This is a genomic window from Kosakonia sp. LAM2021, assembly GCF_016620385.1.
GTDB lineage: Bacteria > Pseudomonadota > Gammaproteobacteria > Enterobacterales > Enterobacteriaceae > Kosakonia > Kosakonia sacchari.
In genome coordinates, this window is record NZ_JAENHT010000001.1 from 1,143,864 (window position 1) to 1,161,817 (window position 17,954).

Below are 17,954 nucleotides of genomic sequence, written 5' to 3' on the forward strand. Positions count from 1 at the left end.
ATTACTCTAAAATGCATCTTTTATTATATGATATATGTTAACAGGCCATTTCGTTTTCTCCGTATATTGTTATATCAGTATCTGCTTGGTGGCGCTTAAGCCCCTCATTTAAATCAACTTAAGTGAAATTTAAATTATTAAAAGGCAAACATTATTCGGTATCAATATCGCCGTGTAAAAGTACATTCCGAATGCTATAAGGATCTTACCGTCCCCAGTGTTCAGGTGGGTTTCCCTATGTTAAGAAATATTAGTGTAAGAACATTTATTATTTTATATCTTCTGGTCTCTTTTATTATCCTGGATGTATTAGTGATCGCTGTCTCAAAAAATATCGCTTTATTTGCCATGACAAGTGTTGTTTCCCTCACGTCATTGACACTGCTCTGGTTTTATATGACGCAATATTTGGTGACGCCGATAAACACGGTAAAAAAAAGCATAGAAGAAGTCACATCGGGAAACCTGTCTATTGTTATTCCTGAGTTTGGTAATAATTGCGCGGGTCGGTTAATTCCAGGTATTAACAGCCTTTCTGCCAGTATCGCGAGCCTGGTGAAAGAAATTCGCGCGTCTTCGGATACCGCACTGGAGCTTTCGGCGCAGCTCGCCTCACGCAGTGCCGATCTGTCCGTTAAAACGGAAGAGCAATCAGCCGCGCTTGTGCAAACGGCGTCCAGTATGGAGCAGATGGCTTCCAGCACGAAAAACAATGCTGACAATACCCGCCTCGCAAGTACGCGGGCAAAAGATGCCACAACCTGCGCGCAAAAAGGGGGGGATTTAATGGGGCAGGTGGCGAAAAATATGCAATCGATAACCGATTGTGCCGATCAGATGACCGAAATTATCTCCATCATTGATGGTATCGCTTTCCAGACAAATATTCTGGCGCTGAATGCGGCAGTAGAAGCGGCGCGCGCCGGGGATCATGGCAAAGGTTTTTCCGTCGTGGCGGGCGAAGTGCGCAGTCTCGCGCATCGCAGTGCGGAGGCGGCGAAAAACATTAAATCGCTGATTGCGGTCACCACCGATAACGTTAATCAGGGCGCGACCGTCGTCGGCGAAGCCGAGCAGAACATGCACGAGATTGTTTCGGGTGCGAGTGTGGTGAGTAAATTAATGGATGAAATCGCCGTCACGACGCTACAGCAGGAGAAGGGGATCTCGCAGATCACGCTTGCGCTGGCGGAGCTGGAAAAAGTGACGCAGAGTAACGTTACCATGGTAGATGAGCTGGCGGGCTCGTCGGACGTTTTACAACATCAGGTGGAAGGCCTGCTGCAACGCATTGGCAAATTCCGCCTGGCAGCGGTAAAAGCGCAGGGTGAGGCGCTGCCGGCAACTGTTTCCCCGCCACGCGTCAATGCTCCGCTGCTGGGTAAGCAGGAAAATTACTGGCACTCGTTCTAATTCTGCTCATTGATGCAAAGGCCCGGGAAACCGGGCCTTATTTTTTGCATTGTTTGTTAATTTGTTAATAAATTCAGCGTGATGATTGCTTAACGTTGCCATATGGCTAGACTTGCCAAAACACCATGCGGATTGTGGAGGTCCTGTGGAAGCAATTAAAGGAACTGATGTGAACGTTCCGGATGCGGTATTTGCCTGGCTGTTAGATGGTAAAGGTGGCGTGAAACCGCTGGAAGATAATGATGTTATTACCGCAAGTACCCCGTGTTGGGTGCATCTGAATTATACCAACGCGGAGAGCGCTCAGTGGCTGGAAACCACGCCAGTGTTGCCGAACAGTGTACGCACGGCGCTTTCCGGGGAGAGTATGCGCCCCCGGGTAAGCCGCATGGGCGAGGGGACGTTAATTACGTTGCGCTGCATTAACGGCAGCACGGACGAGCGACCGGATCAACTGGTGGCGGTACGCGTTTATATGGACGAGCGCATGATAGTGTCGACACGCCAACGCAAAGTGCTGGCGCTCGACGATGTGGTCAGCGATCTGGAGGAGGGTACCGGTCCGGCGGATTGTGGCGGCTGGCTGGTGGATGTGTGCGATGCGCTGACCGATCACGCCAGCGAGTTTATCGAATCGCTGCACGACCGGATTATCGACCTTGAAGATAATCTGCTCGATCAGCAAATCCCGCCGCGCGGCATCCTGGCGTTGTTGCGTAAACAACTGATTGTGATGCGTCGCTATATGGCGCCGCAGCGGGATGTGTTTGCCCGGCTGGCCAGCGAACGCTTGCCGTGGATGAGTGATGATCAGCGCCGACGCATGCAGGATATTGCCGATCGCCTTGGTCGTGGACTTGATGAGATCGATGCCTGCATCGCCCGTACCGGCGTGATGACTGATGAAATCACCCAGGTAATGCAGGAGTCGCTGGCGCGGCGAACGTATACGATGTCCTTGATGGCAATGGTGTTTCTGCCGAGCACGTTTTTAACCGGGCTGTTTGGCGTCAACCTTGGCGGTATTCCCGGTGGCGGTTGGCATTTTGGCTTTGCGTTGTTTTGTATGATGTTGGTGGTGCTGATCGGTGGTGTTACCTGGTGGTTGCATCGTAGTAACTGGCTGTAAAATTTCACTTTTTTAACAAAAATTGAACATAAAAACGCCGAATTAATTGAGCGAGGTCAATAAACGAAACACCTGTTCAGGGCAATATTCATCTCGCAGGTGAATGCAACGTCAAGCGATGGGCGTTGCGCTCCATATTGTCTTACTTCCTTTTTTGAATTACTGCATAGCACAATTGATTCGTACGACGCCGACTTAATAGTCGGCTTTTTTTTGCCTCTGCGTTCTCGCCGTCTACCCTTAACGAGAAGCCCACAAAAAGGAGGCAATGATGAAAGCACTCTATTTTTCTTCCCCACAGTTAAGCGATCCGGTGCCAACGGATCCGGTGCCAATCCCCGATCCGATCCCACGCCCGCAACCGATGCCGGACCCGCCGCCGGATGAAGAGCCGATTAAAATGTCGCGTTATAAAGGCAGATCTGAGAGGATACGCGCCTGCTAAACGTAAGCCTTTTTATCGCGAGAAAACATTGTGACCGCTTTTTCAACCCTGAATACTTTGCCCGCAGCCCAGATCGAAAACCTTAACGAACTGGGCTATCTCACCATGACGCCCGTTCAGGCTGCGGCGCTGCCCGCTATTCTTGCTGGTAAGGATGTCCGGGTACAGGCGAAAACCGGCAGCGGTAAAACAGCGGCGTTTGGCTTAGGGCTGTTGCAGCACATCGATGCCAGCCGTTTTCAAACGCAGTCCCTCATTTTATGCCCCACGCGCGAACTGGCGGATCAGGTGGCAAACGAGCTGCGTCGCCTGGCGCGTTATATGCCGAACATCAAAATATTGACGCTGTGCGGTGGGCAACCTTTCGGTGCGCAGCGCGACTCATTACAGCACGCGCCGCACATTATTGTTGCCACGCCGGGCCGCCTGCTGGATCACCTGCAAAAGAGCACCGTTTCTCTCGATAACCTGCAAACGCTGGTGATGGATGAAGCGGATCGTATGCTGGACATGGGTTTTAGCGACGCCATTAATGAGGTTATCGCTTTTGCCCCGGCTTCACGCCAGACGCTGCTCTTTTCTGCGACCTGGCCGGAAGCCATTGCCGCCATTAGCGGTCGTGTACAGCGCAATCCGGAAACGATTGAAATTGACACCGTTGACGCGCTGCCGGCAGTAGAACAGCAATTTTTCGAAATTTCCCGCAGCGGCAAAGCCAGTTTGCTGCAAAAGTTGCTCAGCGAACACCGTCCCGCATCCTGTGTCGTGTTCTGCAATACCAAAAAAGATTGCCAGGAAGTGTGCGATGCACTGAACGCCGCCGGGCAGGATGCACTGGCGCTGCATGGCGATCTGGAGCAGCGCGATCGTGATCAAACCCTGGTGCGTTTCGCCAACGGCAGCGCCCGCGTACTGGTTGCCACCGATGTTGCCGCGCGTGGGCTGGATATTAAATCACTGGAGCTGGTGGTGAACTACGAGCTGGCGTGGGACCCGGAAGTTCATGTACACCGTATCGGGCGTACCGCGCGTGCGGGTAACAGCGGTCTGGCCATCAGTTTTTGTGCGCCGGAAGAAGCGCAGCGCGCGAATATTCTGGCCGAGATGCTGCAACTGAAGCTGAACTGGCTGAATCCACCGGCTAACATCAAGGTCGTTCCGCTGGAAGCCGAAATGGCAACGTTGTGCATTGATGGCGGCAAGAAAGCCAAAATGCGTGTCGGTGATGTGCTCGGGGCGTTAACGGGAGAAATGGGGCTGGATGGCGCGGATATCGGCAAAATCACCCTCCACCCGGCGCACGTTTATATTGCTGTGCGCCAAAGCGTAGCGCGTCAGGCATGGAAGCAGTTGCAGAACGGGAAAATTAAGGGCAAGACCTGCCGTGTGCGGTTGCTGAAATAAAGCAAATAGCCTCTCCGGCGCGCCAGAGAGGCATAATGTTATTTCACTTCAATAACGTTGAGGCGCAGCTCATCGAGTTGCGAATCATCCTCTTCCGGCTGCCAGCCCGCCGGTTGCAATGGGATCTCTTCCCGATCAAAAGCCAGATCGCCGCCGTTCACTACTTCAGAACCGTGGGTGATGCCTTTAAAGTCGAACAAATTAATGTCGCTAAGGTGTGAAGGCACCACGTTTTGCATCGCGCTGAACATGGTTTCAATGCGTCCAGGATAGCGTTTGTCCCAGTCACGCAGCATATCGGCAATCACCTGGCGTTGCAGGTTCGGCTGGGAGCCACACAGGTTGCACGGAATAATGGGGAACCCTTTGGCTTCTGAGAAGCGCTCAATATCTTTTTCGCGGCAGTAAGCCAGCGGGCGAATCACGATGTGTTTACCGTCATCGCTCATCAGTTTTGGCGGCATCCCTTTCATTTTTCCGCCGTAGAACATGTTCAAAAACAGCGTTTGCAGGATGTCGTCGCGGTGGTGACCAAGGGCGATTTTTGTCGCACCCAGTTCCGTCGCGGTGCGATACAGAATGCCGCGACGTAAGCGTGAGCAGAGCGAACAGGTGGTTTTGCCTTCCGGGATCTTCTCTTTAACGATGCCGTACGTGTTTTCTTCCACGATTTTGTATTCCACGCCCAGCGTATCCAGATACTGCGGCAGAATATGTTCCGGGAAACCCGGCTGTTTCTGATCGAGGTTAACCGCCACCAGCGAAAAGTTGACCGGCGCGCTCTGTTGCAGGTTGCGCAAAATTTCCAGCATGGTGTAACTGTCTTTACCGCCGGAAAGGCAAACCATAATGCGATCGCCTTCTGCAATCATGTTGAAATCGGCAATGGCCTCACCCACGTTACGACGCAGACGCTTTTGCAGCTTGTTGAGGTTGTACTGTTCTTTCTTTGTAATCTCTTGCTTTTCAATCATTATTTTGTCTCTGGAAGCAGGGGCACCGCAGGGGCAAACCACATCATAAAACGGCAACTGTTGTTTAACGTGCCTCTCTGATCCTGGTTCATTTCCTCTCGCCATGCACCGTAAATTTCGTAAACCCTGCCCTTTCATGCCTGTCAACTGGCGATGAAAACGGGCTTGTGCCGGCAGTCAAAAACCAGCAGGCAAAAGTATGTCGCGTATGGTACGGATTCCGGCGGCGAATACCAGCACGTTTTACGGCTGCTGCCAGGCGCAGGCAATAAATGAAAGGGTCATCGCTCACCTTTTTTAGGTGCGGTATAAAACCTGGTCATCAATACAGGAGTAAAATCATTTTCGCCAGGATGTGTAATCAGCTTGTGAAGAAACAAGCCGTTATCTAATCATCGAAGGGAGGTCAAAGTGATAAGAGCAATGATTGTTCGCGCAGGAGTGCTAATTCTTTTCTTTTTTTCATTTCAATTACAGGCAAAAGAAGATGCCGGAATGAAGCTGGAGCGCGTGGTGATCGTTAGCCGTCACGGTGTGCGCGCGCCAACCAAGTTCACGCCACAAATGCGCGAAGTGACACCTTTTCAGTGGCCCGAGTGGGATGTGCCGCTGGGATGGCTCACACCGCGAGGAGGGCAACTTATTTCTGCACTGGGGCATTATCAGCGTTTGCGGCTGGCAGATACGGGGTTACTGACAGATAAAACCTGCCCGGATGAGCGGCATGTGGCAGTGATTGCCGATACCGATCAACGAACCCGCAAAACAGGTGAAGCATTCCTGGCAGGGCTGGCGCCTGGATGTCCTGTTCCTGTGCATTATCAGCAAGACAAATCGAAGACAGACCCGCTTTTTAACCCGATAAAAACGGGTAAATGTGCGTTTAACACAGCGGCGGTGAAAGCGGCAATTTTAACGAAAGCGGGAGGAAGTATTGAGCAATACTCGCAGACGTATCAGTCAGCTTTTCAGACCCTGGAACACGTTTTAAATTTCCCTGACTCAGAGAAATGCAAAACCGTTGGGGAAAACCATGTGTGTTCATTCACCAACGATATTCCCACCAAACTTAACATCAAGCCTGATAACGTCTCCTTGCCTGGCGCGTGGGGGCTTTCTTCAACGCTCACGGAAATCTTTCTCCTCCAGCAGGCACAAGGGATGAAGGTCGTGGCATGGGGAAGGATCGCAGGTGACAAAGCGTGGCAATCGTTATTAACCCTGCATAATGCCCAGTTTGATCTGTTACAAAGAACACCTGAAGTGGCGCGGAGCAGGGCGACGCCCTTACTTGATTTAATACGCACGGCATTAACCACCGACGGCGCTGATCAGCATCACTACGGCATCACGTTTCCTGTTTCTGTGTTGTTTATTGCCGGACATGATACCAACCTTGCCAATCTCAGTGGTGCGTTGGATCTTAACTGGTCGCTGCCATCACAACCCGATAATACCCCGCCGGGCGGAGAGTTGGTTTTCGAACGCTGGAAACGGGTTAGCGACAATACGGACTGGGTTCAGGTCTCGTTCGTTTATCAGACCCTGCAGGAGATGAGAGAGATGCGCGCTTTTTCGCTGGATAACCCGCCGGGTCGGGTGGATCTTGTGCTCAAGGCGTGCAGTGAGAAGAATGCGCAGGGCATGTGTTACTTAAACAGTTTTGCAAAGCTGATTGAATCGGTGCGCGTCGCTGATTGTGGTTTATAAAACACAGCCTTCGCCAGGAAGTGCATCTCGCGAGCCGCTGCGAAATCCTGTGTCCCGAATATTGATAGAGAAACGGGGCACAGGCGATGCGTGCTTAATATGCCATTGAGTCTGTTTGTCGTTAGCGAAAAACTGAAGGCTCGGCACCGTAGCGTTTACTGAACTGACGGCTGAAACTGGCGACCGACGCATAGCCAACACGCGCGGCGACCGATTTTATCGGTATGCGTGTCGTCATCAGTAACTGAAGTGCATCGGCAATCCTCGCATCGGTGATCACCGCGCTGAGCGTGGTATTTTCTGCCGCAAGACGGCGACGAAGCGTGGCGCCGCTAATATTGAGCCGCTCTTCAATCTCACCGGTAGACCAGTGATGTGCCGGATCACGGCTTACCATGTTGCGTATCGTCATGGCTATACCCGGCGGCTGAAGACGCAACAAACCGTGATGCCCCATCTCAAACAACCTGAGCACAATCTCAAGCATCGCATGAATTGATAGTGTGCGGTTTCCGGCCCGCAGTGCGGCGACCCAGCGGGTCATCGGGGCGATAAATTGTGCCAGCGGTTCAGCAGCAATGTTCCCGGGCTCTGCCGGAGGTAAGACGCGCAGCAAGAGCCGGGCGGCCTCCAGTTGCTCTTCTGCCATTAACACTGTTAGCGCGAGAAACTCGCCGCTGTCAGGGTCGGGCGTACACTCAATATCAATGCTGCGGGCGTTGGGGAATACCAGCATCTCGCCGGGCGATACGCAGAGCCACTGATTCTGCTCGCGGTAACGAAACGTACCGCGCAGGGGAAAGGAGAACGTCGCACCTTCGACCTGAAACTTGTTAACCTGCCAGCTTTGCATGGCGCGCAGGCAACAGCAGGGAAAGGCATGTTCGGAACGCACCAGATCCAGCAGCGCACTGAGCAATATTTCTGTTTCGCGCGCATCGGCGTGTAAAGCGGGGCTTATCATTCGATCTTCTCTGCAAGGCTGGTTCCGACAGGAATACACGGTTGTTTTCCTGCCGGAGAAACTCACATCGCGTAATGCAACGCATAGCGTTTACCGCTACGGCTGAGTTTTGCCGTGGTCGGCAGGTTAAAGTGCATACCGCAAACGGCAATGTTATCTGTCGCAACGCGATCCAGCAGCGCGCAGCGCGTTTTTGCTGCCAGCACCGGGTCGCGATCATAGGCAATCGAGACGTCAGGCCGGGCTATCTGGATATGCGGGAAATGGACAATATCCCCCCAGATAAGCAAAGCGTCTTTTTCACTGCCAAGCAGAAAACCGCTGTGACCTGGGGTATGACCAAAAAGCGGCACCGCCTGAATACCGGGCAGAAGATCCTCTTGTTTAAAGGTCACCAGCCGGTCGTCGTAAGCGCTGAACGCATTCCTCGCGATGTCATATGAGCGCTTGAGACCCTCCGGTGCGCTGGCATACAGCGTTTCATCACGCCAGAAGGCGAGTTCTTTCTCATGCACGAACAGACGCTGCACGTTACTGAAAACCGGGGTCTGCTGCGGGCCGGCAAGACCGCCAATATGATCGCGGTGGCCGTGGGTCAACAGGATGGTGTCGATACACAGTGGGTCAATGCCCGCAGCGGCAAGGGCAGCCGGTAACTCGCCGCTTGCGCCGTCAGGCGTACCGGTTCCGCTATCAATAAGAATGGTGTGTCCGGCGGTTTCGACCACGCAGGCATTAATATTCATGCGCGGCAGGGGCGAAACGCCATTGGCGGTCAGTAACGCTTCGGCATGGTCGGTTTCAATACCGTTTAACAGCGCAAAATCGCCTTCAAGGTAACCGTCACTGAGTATCGTAACGGTGATGTCCTGCAATTGCTGCCGTTTGATTGCGGGCGTTTGCTCAAGCGTCCGGGACGTCATCATAATCCTCGCTTTGTTTTCATCACATTCCGGTGAATGTCGAATACAGCGTAACGAAAAAGCGTGCGTTTATTTGTTCAATGCGGTGCGTATTGCGCTCATTGTACGTGGTGCGCGAGCACATAGTTACTCGTCCAGCGCCTGAAAAGAATACTCTTTTTCCACCCGGCAGATGCGGGTAGTGAACGAGAGATACCACTTTTCACGCCCGGTTTTCTGCGCGATGAGATGCCCGGCGTTCATCTTCCAGTTTTTGATGGCCTCAAGCGATGTCCAGTAAGAGACGGTAATGCCAACCTCTTCACGGGCGGAATCCACGCCCAGAAAGCCGGGTTGATTCACCGCCAGTTCCATCATGCGATCGGACATTGCGCCGTAGCCATCAACAACCGCGGTGCGCACGGAGGTGAAAATCACTGCGTAATAGGGTGTGGGGTGTTTGAAGGCTGACATTGCGGTTCCTGATACGGGTTGTCTGATCTCCATCCTGACAGGAATTTAACGCAGCGGTAGCTACCTGTTCAGGCGACTTTTTTTTCCGGATATTTGCCTTTTACCACGCCATCATAAAAACGGCCTTTGGAAACAACGGTAAGGAACAGGGAAAAGATGCGTTCCGGAACGCCCTGATACTGGTAGACGCTTTTATCGCGAAAACAGATTTCCAGCGTGCAGGTGCGTTGGTCATAACCGACAGAAGCGATGCGTGATGAGGTAACTGCGTGATGCTGCATAAATTCGCTCCTTGCCGTGCGGGCTGAAACCGTGATTATCAACGAGCTTCCTGCGGGTGTCATGCAAAATCGGTGCGTTAAAAAAGCCACCGGCGTCAACCGGTGGCTTTTTCGGCGGCAGGCTTATTCTGCCGCGTTTTTCTCCGCTTTACCTGCCAGCTGAGCCAGGAAGTCGTAGCGTTTTTGCAGGTCGGCTGCGGCATCTTTCCATAGCTGTTCCGCCACCTCCGGCTGCTGCGCGTTCAGGCGACGGAAGCGCTGCTCATTAAGCAAGGTTTCTGCCAGCGCATCTGACGGCGGCCGAGAATCCAGCGCCAGCGGAACTTTCCCTTCCTCTTCGCGACGCGGATCGTAGCGGTACAGCGGCCAGAAGCCGGTTGCGGTGAGCTGGCGCATCTGATCGTGGCTCAGCGCCAAATCATAGCCGTGCTCTTCACAGGGGCTGTAAGCAATAATCAGCGACGGGCCGGGGTAGGCTTCTGCTTCCTGAATGGCTTTCACCGTCTGGTTGAGCTGCGCGCCGAGTGAAATTTGCGCGACGTAAACGTGGCCGTACATCATCATGCTGACGCCCAGATCTTTGCGCGCTTTACGTTTACCATGCTCGCCGAACTTGGTCACGGCACCCAGCGGCGTGGCTTTGGAGGCCTGGCCGCCAGTGTTGGAGTAACACTGGGTATCGAGCACCAGAATATTGACGTTCTCAGTCAGGCTCAGTACATGATCGAGGCCGCCAAAGCCGATATCGTACGCCCAACCGTCGCCGCCAATCAGCCAAATCGATTTTTCGACCAGCGCATCAGCATCGGTCAACAGTTGTTGCGCGCCTTCGACAGACGCCAGCGCGGTACGCAGTTCTGCCACCTGTGCGCGGCGCGCTTCCGGGGTCGCTTCCGCGTGCAAGGCCGCGTTCAGTTCCGCCGGAATATGCTCCGCAAACTGATCAACCAGCCGCATTACGCGCAGGCGGTGCTGATCCACACTTAAGCGGAACCCAAGACCGAACTCGGCGTTATCTTCAAACAGTGAGTTCGCCCACGCCGGCCCGCGCCCGTTTTCATCGGTGGTGTAGGGCGTCGAGGGCAGGTTACCGCCATAAATCGATGAACACCCGGTAGCATTGGCGATCATCATCCGGGCGCCATACAACTGCGTCAGCAGTTTGATATACGGCGTTTCGCCACATCCTGAGCACGCCCCGGAATATTCAAACAGCGGGGTAATCAACTGCGAGGTACGAATGTCTATGCGCTCCAGTCTGCTGCGGTCGATCTCCGGCAGATCGAGGAAGAAGTCGTAATTCACTTTCTCTTCTTCGACATGTTCAAGGCGCGACATCATATTGATGGCCTTGATATCCGGGTTCTGGCGATCTTTTGCCGGGCAAACTTCCACGCACAGGTTACAGCCGGTGCAATCTTCCGGCGCGACTTGCAGTACATATTTCTGCCCGCGCATATCGCGGGATTTCACATCCAGTGAATGCAGGCTCGACGGCGCGTTTTCCATTGCCTGCGGCGAGACCACTTTGGCGCGGATCGCCGAGTGCGGGCAGGCGGCAACACAGTGGTTACACTGGGTGCAAAGCTCTTCTTTCCAGATAGGGATCGCTTCGGCGATATTGCGTTTCTCCCAGCGCGTGGTGCCAACCGGCCAGGTGCCGTCCGGCGGCAGCGCGGAGACGGGCAATGCATCGCCAAGACCGGCCAGCATTGCCGCCGTCACGGTTTTCACGAAATCAGGTGCAGAATCAGACACCACCGGCGGGCGATGCGCGCTTTGCGCATTAACCGCTTCCAGCGGCACTTCAAATAACGATTCGCGAGCCATCGCCAGCGCCTGCCAGTTTCGTTCTACCAGTTCCTGGCCTTTACTGCTGTAGCTTTTGGCTATCGCCCCCTGCAATTCAGCCAGCGCGCTGTCGCCCGGCAGAATATTTGTGAGATGGAAGAATGCCATCTGCATGACGGTGTTAATGCGCGCGGCAAGCCCGCATTCGCGGGCGATTTTCGCGGCGTTAATCACATAGAGTCGGGCTTTTTTCTGGTTGAGTACCGCCTGGACTTCCTGCGGCAAACGTGACCAGACTTCGTCGGCGCTGTAGGGGGTGTTGAGCAGGAAAATACCGCCCGGTTTCAGGCGCTCGGCCATCGGGTACTTATCGATAAACTGCAACTGGTGGCAACCGACAAAATCCGCCTGCGACACCAGATAAGCCGAGTTGATCGGTTTTTCGCTGACGCGCAGGTGCGAAACGGTCAGGCCGCCCGCCTTTTTCGAATCATAGACAAAATAACCCTGCGCATACCACGGCGTAGAGTTACCGATAATCTTGATATTATTCTTGGTCGCCGAGACGCTGCCATCGCTGCCAAGCCCATAGAACAGCGCTTCTAATTTGGCATGCGATGGCAGGGTGTTTTCCGGTAGCGGCAGAGAAAGGTTGGTCACATCGTCGTAAATACCGACGGTGAAGCGCGGTTTGGGCTTCGCCGCGCGCAGCTCGTTAAAAATGGCCAGCACGCACTCGGGACCAAACTCTTTTGACGAAAGGCCGTAACGCCCGCCAATCACCCGTGGCAGGGTTTCCCGCTCGCCGTTATTAAACGCTTCTGCCAGCGCGGTCATCACATCCAGATAAAGCGGTTCCGCCTGTGCGCCCGGTTCTTTGGTGCGATCAAGCACGGCAATGGTTTTCGCGCTTTCTGGCAACACGGACAACAGATGCGCGGCGCTGAACGGGCGATAGAGGCGCACTTTCAACACGCCGACTTTTTCACTGCGCGTCAGCAGTTCATCGACCACTTCTTCGCAGGTACCGATCGCCGAGCCCATCAGCACGATCACGCGATCGGCTTGCGGATGACCATAGTATTCAAAAGGTTTGTACTGCCGTCCGGTGGCGGTGGCGAAATCATCCATCGCCTGCTCAACGTGCGCGTACACCGCGTTGTACCACGGGTTGGTCGCTTCGCGAGACTGGAAATAGGTGTCCGGATTGGCAGAAGTACCACGGATCACCGGATGTTCCGGGTTGAGCGCGCGGGCACGATGCGCATCAATTTCCGCTTGAGGAAGCAGGTTGCGGATCGTGTCATCCGCCAGCGGCACGATTTTATTGATTTCGTGCGAGGTGCGAAAACCATCAAAGAAATGAATGAATGGCACCCGGCTTTTCAGTGTCGCCATGTGCGAAATTAGCGCGAAATCTTGTGCCTCCTGCACGCTCCCGGCAGCGAGCATTGCACAACCGGTCTGGCGAACCGCCATCACGTCGGAATGATCGCCAAAAATGGAGAGTGCGTGGGTGGCAACGGTGCGTGCCGCGACGTGCAGAACAAACGGTGTTAATTGACCCGCCAGCTTGTAAAGGGTGGGGATCATCAGCAGCAAACCCTGCGATGAGGTAAACGAGGTTGAGAGTGCGCCAGTCTGCAAGGCCCCGTGTACGGCGGCAATCGCGCCCGCTTCCGACTGCATTTCCACGACGCGTGGCGTGTCGCCCCAGATGTTTTTCAGGCCGTTTCCGGCCCAGGCATCTGCCTGTTCAGCCATCGTCGAGCTGGGGGTAATGGGATATATGGCGATAACTTCACTGGTGCGGAAGGCGACTGAGGCGACCGCGCCATTACCGTCAATAGTAATCATATGGCACCCTTACATTGCTCAATAGGAGGGGGCTTGTGTAACTTCGACAAACCCTGTAGTTATCCACTTATTTTAGCAAATCAACGTCTGCGCAATTTTCGCTTTTGTGTCCTGAGGTATAACGGGAATCAATGAATTACGATTTAACGGTAGGGTATCGCGAAGCCTAATGGCGCTTGTACAGGGCGTTAGCTGTTACCCTCGTGCTGGAATGCACTTAAATACGGAAAAAAGCAATGACAAAACAACAGTTGCGCTGCCCTTGCTGCGGCGGCAAAACGCTTGCAGAAAGCGGTGCGTGGGAGATCTGTCCTGTTTGCCACTGGGAGGATGATCCGCTGCAGGCAGAAAATCCTGATTTGGCGGGCGGGGCGAATGCGCAGAGTCTTAATGACGCGAAAAAAGCGTATCGTCGACAATTCCCAACATAACGGCGCAGTGATGGCTGCGCTGCACGATAATAGAACGTTGAATCATCTCAATGGCCATGTACTGTAAATGATGGAGGTTGGCAAAAGCGCGCTGTTTAAGAATGAGATGGTCATCTTTTCTTAACAAACAGGGATTTGCAATGCTGCTATTATCGGCCGTTGCGTTTAAGTGCGGTAAATAACTTATTGAATTAAATCTTCAGATGTGTGTTTCTTGATAATTGAGATTTACAGTTACAGTGGTTCTTGTGAAGGAGTCGTAACGGGTAAAAATAAGATGAAAAAAGAGACCTTTTTTGCGGCAACTTTCATTACTGTTGTCTTTTTCGCGATATCCATTACCTTGATTGTTCAGATCTTGAGTACAAAAAACCATACGCGGAACGAACTTAATACGAATATATCCAACCTGAGTCATACCCTCGATACCTATTCGGAGGGGATTATTCGGCAAAGCGAGATGTTGATAAAAAATATTTCTGACGTAACGGAAATATATGGTATGGATCCCGGGCAATTATTTAACATTAAGAAAATACTCGCCGACCAGAATCAGCTTCTCACCCAGTTGAATAACATCATTATTTATGATGATAAGGGAAATAAAGTTATCGCTTTGCAGGAGAATTTTTTGGGCAGGAGTAACAGCGCTGACCGGTTTTTCTTCATCCACCATCGGGATAATAACTCAAAGGAGATCTTTATCGGACCGCCTGTGGTGAGCAGAACGAATGGTCAATGGGTGATCACCGTTAGCCGACGACTGGAAGACAACGAAGGGAATTTTAAAGGTGTTGCTGTATTGACGCTGAATATTGCCACTTTTTTGCAAACCTATGGAAAGCTGGACATTGGAAAACAGGGCGCGATTGCGTTAACCAGTGACTCTGGCATCGTGCTTTTACGTTATCCTTTTGATGCTAAATATATGGGCAGGGAAATTTCGGACTCGCCATTATTTACGGATTATTTAAAAAGAGGGAATTCCGGGATCGCAACGTCTGTTTCGCGTTTCGATAAAATAGAGCGTATTTATTCATTTCAAAAAAATAAACGCTATGGTTTGGTTACCACCGTTGCCGTTAGCGTGGATGAAGCCATGGCCTCTTGGCGTCGTCAGTCTGAAATTCTTGCTGCTATCATCCTGTTTCTTATCGGCTGCGTCAGTTTCTCCAGCTATTACCTCATTCAGGATGTTCGCAACCGTATCCGCATCGGTAAAGAGCTGTCGGCAGCAAAAGAATCTCTGGCGTCTGAGAATGCCGAGTTGCAAGTGATGGCGACGGAAGATGGTTTAACCGGGCTTGCGAATCGGCGCAAATTCGATGAGGCTTTAGTGGTCGAAGTGGCGAAATGTGCCAGTCACAAGCAGCAGATTGCACTGCTATTAATTGATGTCGATTACTTTAAAAAATATAACGACAATTACGGGCATATTGCCGGTGATAGCTGTTTACAGGTAGTTGCCGAAACGTTGAAAAATACCATTAGCGAGCCGCCTTTTCTGGCCGCCAGATATGGCGGAGAAGAGTTTGTGGTTATTCTGCCTGAAACGGATGCGCGCTCCGCAGAGAATATGGCCAGAAAAATAGGCCTTAATATTAAGGCCGGGAATATTCCCCACGCGCAAAGCCCACTTGGCGTCGTGAGTGTGAGCATTGGTGTTGCCGCCGGGTTTGCCGCCGCATTGAAGGGTAACGAAGCGATGCTCATCGAATTTGCGGATGAGGCGCTTTACGCAGCGAAATCTTCAGGACGTGACCGCGTGGTCACCTCACGTCGTGAAATAGCGTGAGGTGAGTTCAGTTACCGCTCGTGCCGAAGCAGCCTGCTGAGTGCAACCAGGATATCTGCCACTGGCGCTAAGTTGACGTACCATGTGAATCCCTGTTTGCGATGAATTGTGTTCACCCGTCCCAAAAAGCGCAAAAAAATGTTTCCAGGTCGCATAAAGATGCTTTTCAGCTCTCGACGTATTGCGTCTTGCTGCCTATGATGCTTGGGTTTCGCTTTTTTTAATTATCCTGAGGACACAGGGGCAGGGGGAGAGAAATGCGCGCAGCGTTTTTAGTAGGATGTGCCGCTTTATTATTATCGGCATGCAGCAGTGAACCCGTTCAGCAAGCGACCGCAGCACACGTTGCTCCAGGGCTTAAAGCCGCGATGTCAAATGGTGGTCAGGCGAATTGTGCAATGATTGGTGGTTCGTTGTCAGTTGCCCGGCAACTCGATGGTTCAATGGTGGGAATGTGTGCTTTGCCAAATGGCAAACGCTGCAGTGAGCAGTCGCTTGCCACCGGGAGCTGCGGCAGTTACTGAGCGTTCGCCGCGCGCGTGTAAATCAGGGTTTGCGTCGCCGTCGCCAGCGTCAGCTGGTTGTCAGTCAGATCAACCTGTGCGCCTTCGCTGAGCATCGCATTAATGGTGTGATCCAGTTCGTTACGCTGCTGGTCAGGGCAAAGCATCATGGTCATGCCCATCTGTTTGACGGTCAATTTGCCTTCAGAGAGTTTTCCCTGGCCCATAAAGCCGTTGCACATTTTGCCGGATACGCGCAGGTCTTTATCAAAACGGATTTCCGGTGCCGGGCCATTACCCTGCACGGACTGGCCGTTTACGGTGGTCAGCACAAATCGTTGATCTGCCAGTTGCTGTGGCTTCAATGTGTCGGTGCGGGAACTCACGCAGCCAGAAAGCGCTACGCTCAACGCAACCAAAGTCATAATTTTCTTCATCTCGTCCTCTAAGGGGTTATCCATTACGTGGGGGATTCTAACAGGCTAAGCCTGGGCGTCATCGGGGTTTGTCCGAAAGGGTTCCCGTGCAGGCAGGGGAACCCCGGACAATCAGGCCAGCGCGTTCGGGCAGGTTTCGCCGTCGCGTAACTGGCGCAGGTTTTCCAGCGTTGTTTCGGAAATGCTAATCAACGCTTCGGCCGTCAGGAATGCCTGATGACCGGTAAACAGCACGTTGTGGCAGGCTGATAAGCGACGGAACACGTCGTCCTGAATAACATCGTTGGATTTATCTTCAAAGAACAGATCGCGTTCGTTTTCATACACATCCATTCCCAGCGCACCGATCTTTTGCGTTTTCAGCGCTTCTATCGCAGCTTGCGAATCCACTAATCCGCCGCGGCTGGTATTGATGATCATCACGCCATCTTTCATCTGATCAAAGGCGTCGCGGTTAAGCAGGTGGAAGTTTTCCGGTGTAAGCGGGCAGTGCAGGGAGATAACATCCGCCTGTGAAAACAGCGTTGGCAGATCAACATACTCCACGCCAAGCTCCAGCGCTGCTGCGCTCGGATACGGGTCGAACGCCAGCAGGCGCATGCCAAACCCTTTCAGAATACGCAGCGCGGCAACGCCAATTTTACCGGTGCCGATCACGCCCGCCGTTTTCCCGTACATGGTAAAGCCGGTCAGCCCTTCCAAAGAAAAGTTAGCATCGCGGGTACGTTGATACGCGCGGTGAATGCGGCGGTTCAGGGTCATCATCATGCCAATTGCATGTTCCGCGACCGCTTCCGGTGAGTAGGCCGGAACACGCACGACCTGCAAACCCAGCTCTTTTGCTGCGTCGAGATCAACGTTGTTGAACCCGGCACAGCGCAGGGCGATAAATTTCACGCCGAGCTTTTTCAGCTCTTCCAGCACCGGGCGGCTGCCATCGTCGTTAACAAAAATGCAGACCCCATCACAGCCATTCGCGGTTTTGGCAGTCTTTTCGGTTAACAGAAAGTCGAAAAATTCAAGATCGTAGCCATATTTCTCGTTTACCTGCTGCAAATACTTTTTATCGTATTGCTTTGTGCTGTATATCGCGAGTTTCATAAGACTTTCTCCAATGGTTTTCTACCCACATTATCACGTTTTAAAATTATTATGTAAACGTTCAAATTTTATTGGCAGTCATGGGCGCGGTGAATGTATCCAGTTCAGTATATCCGCTGTGTGACACCTGTTAGCGCAATTGTTTTAATGCGCTGCGCGTGCTCCAGCTAATAACCGTCGCTGCAATAACCCCGATAAGCCATGGAATTTTGGAGTCGTGAAAGTAGTTTGCACTGAGATAATCGCTGAAGGTAAAGCAGGTGAAAACGGTGGTGCCGATAAACCAGCCGCGAATTAAAGAGCCTTTTGTGAACATACGCTGAATCCATAAATTAATGATATT

At 52.6% G+C, this 17,954-nt stretch carries 17 protein-coding genes and 1 pseudogene; 8 read left to right on the forward strand and 10 right to left on the reverse strand.

Going from position 1 to position 17,954, the window contains the following annotated elements; all coding sequences use genetic code 11:
- Nucleotides 1–237 precede the first annotated feature (237 nt).
- The 4 genes from JKP81_RS05460 to dbpA all read left to right on the forward strand — a co-directional run bounded on the left by JKP81_RS05460 (nt 238) and on the right by dbpA (nt 4,391).
- Complete coding sequence (locus JKP81_RS05460; protein WP_200550867.1) at nt 238–1,413, forward strand: methyl-accepting chemotaxis protein; 1,176 nt, start codon at nt 238–240, stop codon at nt 1,411–1,413.
- A gap of 145 nt (nt 1,414–1,558) precedes the next feature.
- The gene (gene zntB / locus JKP81_RS05465) at nt 1,559–2,542 is read left to right on the forward strand and encodes a zinc transporter ZntB (RefSeq protein WP_200550868.1); all 984 of its coding nucleotides are present in this window, start codon (nt 1,559–1,561) and stop codon (nt 2,540–2,542) included.
- 271 nt (nt 2,543–2,813) lie between these two features.
- Nucleotides 2,814–2,987 (forward strand): hypothetical protein, encoded by a 174-nt coding sequence (locus JKP81_RS05470; RefSeq protein ID WP_200550869.1) that lies wholly within the window; start codon nt 2,814–2,816, stop codon nt 2,985–2,987.
- 30 nt (nt 2,988–3,017) lie between these two features.
- Nucleotides 3,018–4,391: an ATP-dependent RNA helicase DbpA gene (gene dbpA, locus JKP81_RS05475; protein WP_200550870.1), complete on the forward strand. Its 1,374-nt coding sequence runs from the start codon at nt 3,018–3,020 to the stop codon at nt 4,389–4,391.
- A 38-nt stretch (nt 4,392–4,429) separates the two neighbouring features.
- Here the strand turns inward: dbpA and ttcA are convergent, their stop codons facing one another.
- On the reverse strand, nt 4,430–5,365 hold the full coding sequence (gene ttcA, locus JKP81_RS05480) for a tRNA 2-thiocytidine(32) synthetase TtcA (protein ID WP_200550871.1): 936 nt from the start codon (nt 5,363–5,365) through the stop codon (nt 4,430–4,432).
- Nucleotides 5,365–5,627 (reverse strand): annotated as a pseudogene (locus tag JKP81_RS23535) (hypothetical protein); the annotation flags it as partial. The pseudogene JKP81_RS23535 and the gene ttcA, both read right to left, overlap by 1 nt.
- 161 nt (nt 5,628–5,788) lie before the next feature.
- Between JKP81_RS23535 and JKP81_RS05485 the strand changes: the two are divergent.
- Nucleotides 5,789–7,075, forward strand: coding sequence for an AppA family phytase/histidine-type acid phosphatase (locus tag JKP81_RS05485; RefSeq protein WP_200550872.1), 1,287 nt, complete (start codon nt 5,789–5,791; stop codon nt 7,073–7,075).
- Nucleotides 7,076–7,196: 121 nt separating this feature from the next.
- Here the strand turns inward: JKP81_RS05485 and JKP81_RS05490 are convergent, their stop codons facing one another.
- The 5 genes from JKP81_RS05490 to nifJ form a co-directional block, all read right to left on the reverse strand.
- Nucleotides 7,197–8,039 carry an AraC family transcriptional regulator gene (locus JKP81_RS05490; RefSeq protein WP_200550873.1) on the reverse strand — a complete coding sequence of 281 codons (843 nt, stop codon included), beginning with the start codon at nt 8,037–8,039 and terminating at the stop codon, nt 7,197–7,199.
- 62 nt (nt 8,040–8,101) lie between these two features.
- A complete protein-coding gene (locus tag JKP81_RS05495; protein ID WP_234455478.1) occupies nt 8,102–8,965 on the reverse strand; it encodes an MBL fold metallo-hydrolase in 864 nt (287 codons plus the stop codon).
- Nucleotides 8,966–9,088: 123 nt separating this feature from the next.
- Entirely contained in the window at nt 9,089–9,415 is a 327-nt protein-coding gene (locus tag JKP81_RS05500) for an antibiotic biosynthesis monooxygenase (protein ID WP_200550874.1), read from the reverse strand.
- A 68-nt stretch (nt 9,416–9,483) separates the two neighbouring features.
- Nucleotides 9,484–9,696, reverse strand: a complete 213-nt coding sequence (locus JKP81_RS05505) for a KTSC domain-containing protein (protein ID WP_200550875.1) — start codon at nt 9,694–9,696, stop codon at nt 9,484–9,486.
- Between the two features lie 123 nt (nt 9,697–9,819).
- Nucleotides 9,820–13,344 carry a pyruvate:ferredoxin (flavodoxin) oxidoreductase gene (nifJ, locus tag JKP81_RS05510; protein ID WP_200550876.1) on the reverse strand — a complete coding sequence of 1,175 codons (3,525 nt, stop codon included), beginning with the start codon at nt 13,342–13,344 and terminating at the stop codon, nt 9,820–9,822.
- Between the two features lie 236 nt (nt 13,345–13,580).
- Between nifJ and JKP81_RS05515 the strand changes: the two genes are divergently transcribed.
- The 3 genes from JKP81_RS05515 (at nt 13,581) to JKP81_RS05525 (ending at nt 16,094) form a co-directional block, all read left to right on the forward strand.
- On the forward strand, nt 13,581–13,775 hold the full coding sequence (locus JKP81_RS05515; RefSeq protein WP_200550877.1) for a CPCC family cysteine-rich protein: 195 nt from the start codon (nt 13,581–13,583) through the stop codon (nt 13,773–13,775).
- Nucleotides 13,776–14,052: 277 nt separating this feature from the next.
- A complete protein-coding gene (locus JKP81_RS05520) occupies nt 14,053–15,570 on the forward strand; it encodes a diguanylate cyclase (RefSeq protein ID WP_200550878.1) in 1,518 nt (505 codons plus the stop codon).
- Nucleotides 15,571–15,827: 257 nt separating this feature from the next.
- On the forward strand, nt 15,828–16,094 hold the full coding sequence (locus JKP81_RS05525) for a DUF333 domain-containing protein (protein ID WP_071925194.1): 267 nt from the start codon (nt 15,828–15,830) through the stop codon (nt 16,092–16,094).
- Here JKP81_RS05525 and hslJ read toward each other — a convergent pair.
- The 3 genes from hslJ to JKP81_RS05540 form a co-directional block, all read right to left on the reverse strand.
- On the reverse strand, nt 16,088–16,510 hold the full coding sequence (hslJ, locus tag JKP81_RS05530; RefSeq protein ID WP_200550879.1) for a heat shock protein HslJ: 423 nt from the start codon (nt 16,508–16,510) through the stop codon (nt 16,088–16,090). The genes JKP81_RS05525 and hslJ overlap by 7 nt on opposite strands.
- 111 nt (nt 16,511–16,621) lie before the next feature.
- Entirely contained in the window at nt 16,622–17,611 is a 990-nt protein-coding gene (locus JKP81_RS05535) for a 2-hydroxyacid dehydrogenase (protein WP_200550880.1), read from the reverse strand.
- A gap of 130 nt (nt 17,612–17,741) precedes the next feature.
- Nucleotides 17,742–17,927: a hypothetical protein gene (locus tag JKP81_RS05540; RefSeq protein ID WP_200550881.1), complete on the reverse strand. Its 186-nt coding sequence runs from the start codon at nt 17,925–17,927 to the stop codon at nt 17,742–17,744.
- Nucleotides 17,928–17,954: the final 27 nt, after the last annotated feature.

Coding starts and splice junctions, on each gene's coding strand:
- JKP81_RS05460 (WP_200550867.1), top strand. CDS start 238: ATGTTAAGAAATATTAGTGTAAGAACATTTATTATTTTATATCTTCTG.
- JKP81_RS05470 (WP_200550869.1), top strand. CDS start 2,814: ATGAAAGCACTCTATTTTTCTTCCCCACAGTTAAGCGATCCGGTGCCA.
- ttcA (WP_200550871.1), bottom strand. CDS start 5,365: ATGATTGAAAAGCAAGAGATTACAAAGAAAGAACAGTACAACCTCAAC.
- JKP81_RS05485 (WP_200550872.1), top strand. CDS start 5,789: ATGATTGTTCGCGCAGGAGTGCTAATTCTTTTCTTTTTTTCATTTCAA.
- JKP81_RS05490 (WP_200550873.1), bottom strand. CDS start 8,039: ATGATAAGCCCCGCTTTACACGCCGATGCGCGCGAAACAGAAATATTG.
- JKP81_RS05495 (WP_234455478.1), bottom strand. CDS start 8,965: ATGATGACGTCCCGGACGCTTGAGCAAACGCCCGCAATCAAACGGCAG.
- JKP81_RS05500 (WP_200550874.1), bottom strand. CDS start 9,415: ATGTCAGCCTTCAAACACCCCACACCCTATTACGCAGTGATTTTCACC.
- JKP81_RS05505 (WP_200550875.1), bottom strand. CDS start 9,696: ATGCAGCATCACGCAGTTACCTCATCACGCATCGCTTCTGTCGGTTAT.
- nifJ (WP_200550876.1), bottom strand. CDS start 13,344: ATGATTACTATTGACGGTAATGGCGCGGTCGCCTCAGTCGCCTTCCGC.
- JKP81_RS05515 (WP_200550877.1), top strand. CDS start 13,581: ATGACAAAACAACAGTTGCGCTGCCCTTGCTGCGGCGGCAAAACGCTT.
- JKP81_RS05520 (WP_200550878.1), top strand. CDS start 14,053: ATGAAAAAAGAGACCTTTTTTGCGGCAACTTTCATTACTGTTGTCTTT.
- JKP81_RS05525 (WP_071925194.1), top strand. CDS start 15,828: ATGCGCGCAGCGTTTTTAGTAGGATGTGCCGCTTTATTATTATCGGCA.
- hslJ (WP_200550879.1), bottom strand. CDS start 16,510: ATGAAGAAAATTATGACTTTGGTTGCGTTGAGCGTAGCGCTTTCTGGC.
- JKP81_RS05535 (WP_200550880.1), bottom strand. CDS start 17,611: ATGAAACTCGCGATATACAGCACAAAGCAATACGATAAAAAGTATTTG.
- JKP81_RS05540 (WP_200550881.1), bottom strand. CDS start 17,927: ATGTTCACAAAAGGCTCTTTAATTCGCGGCTGGTTTATCGGCACCACC.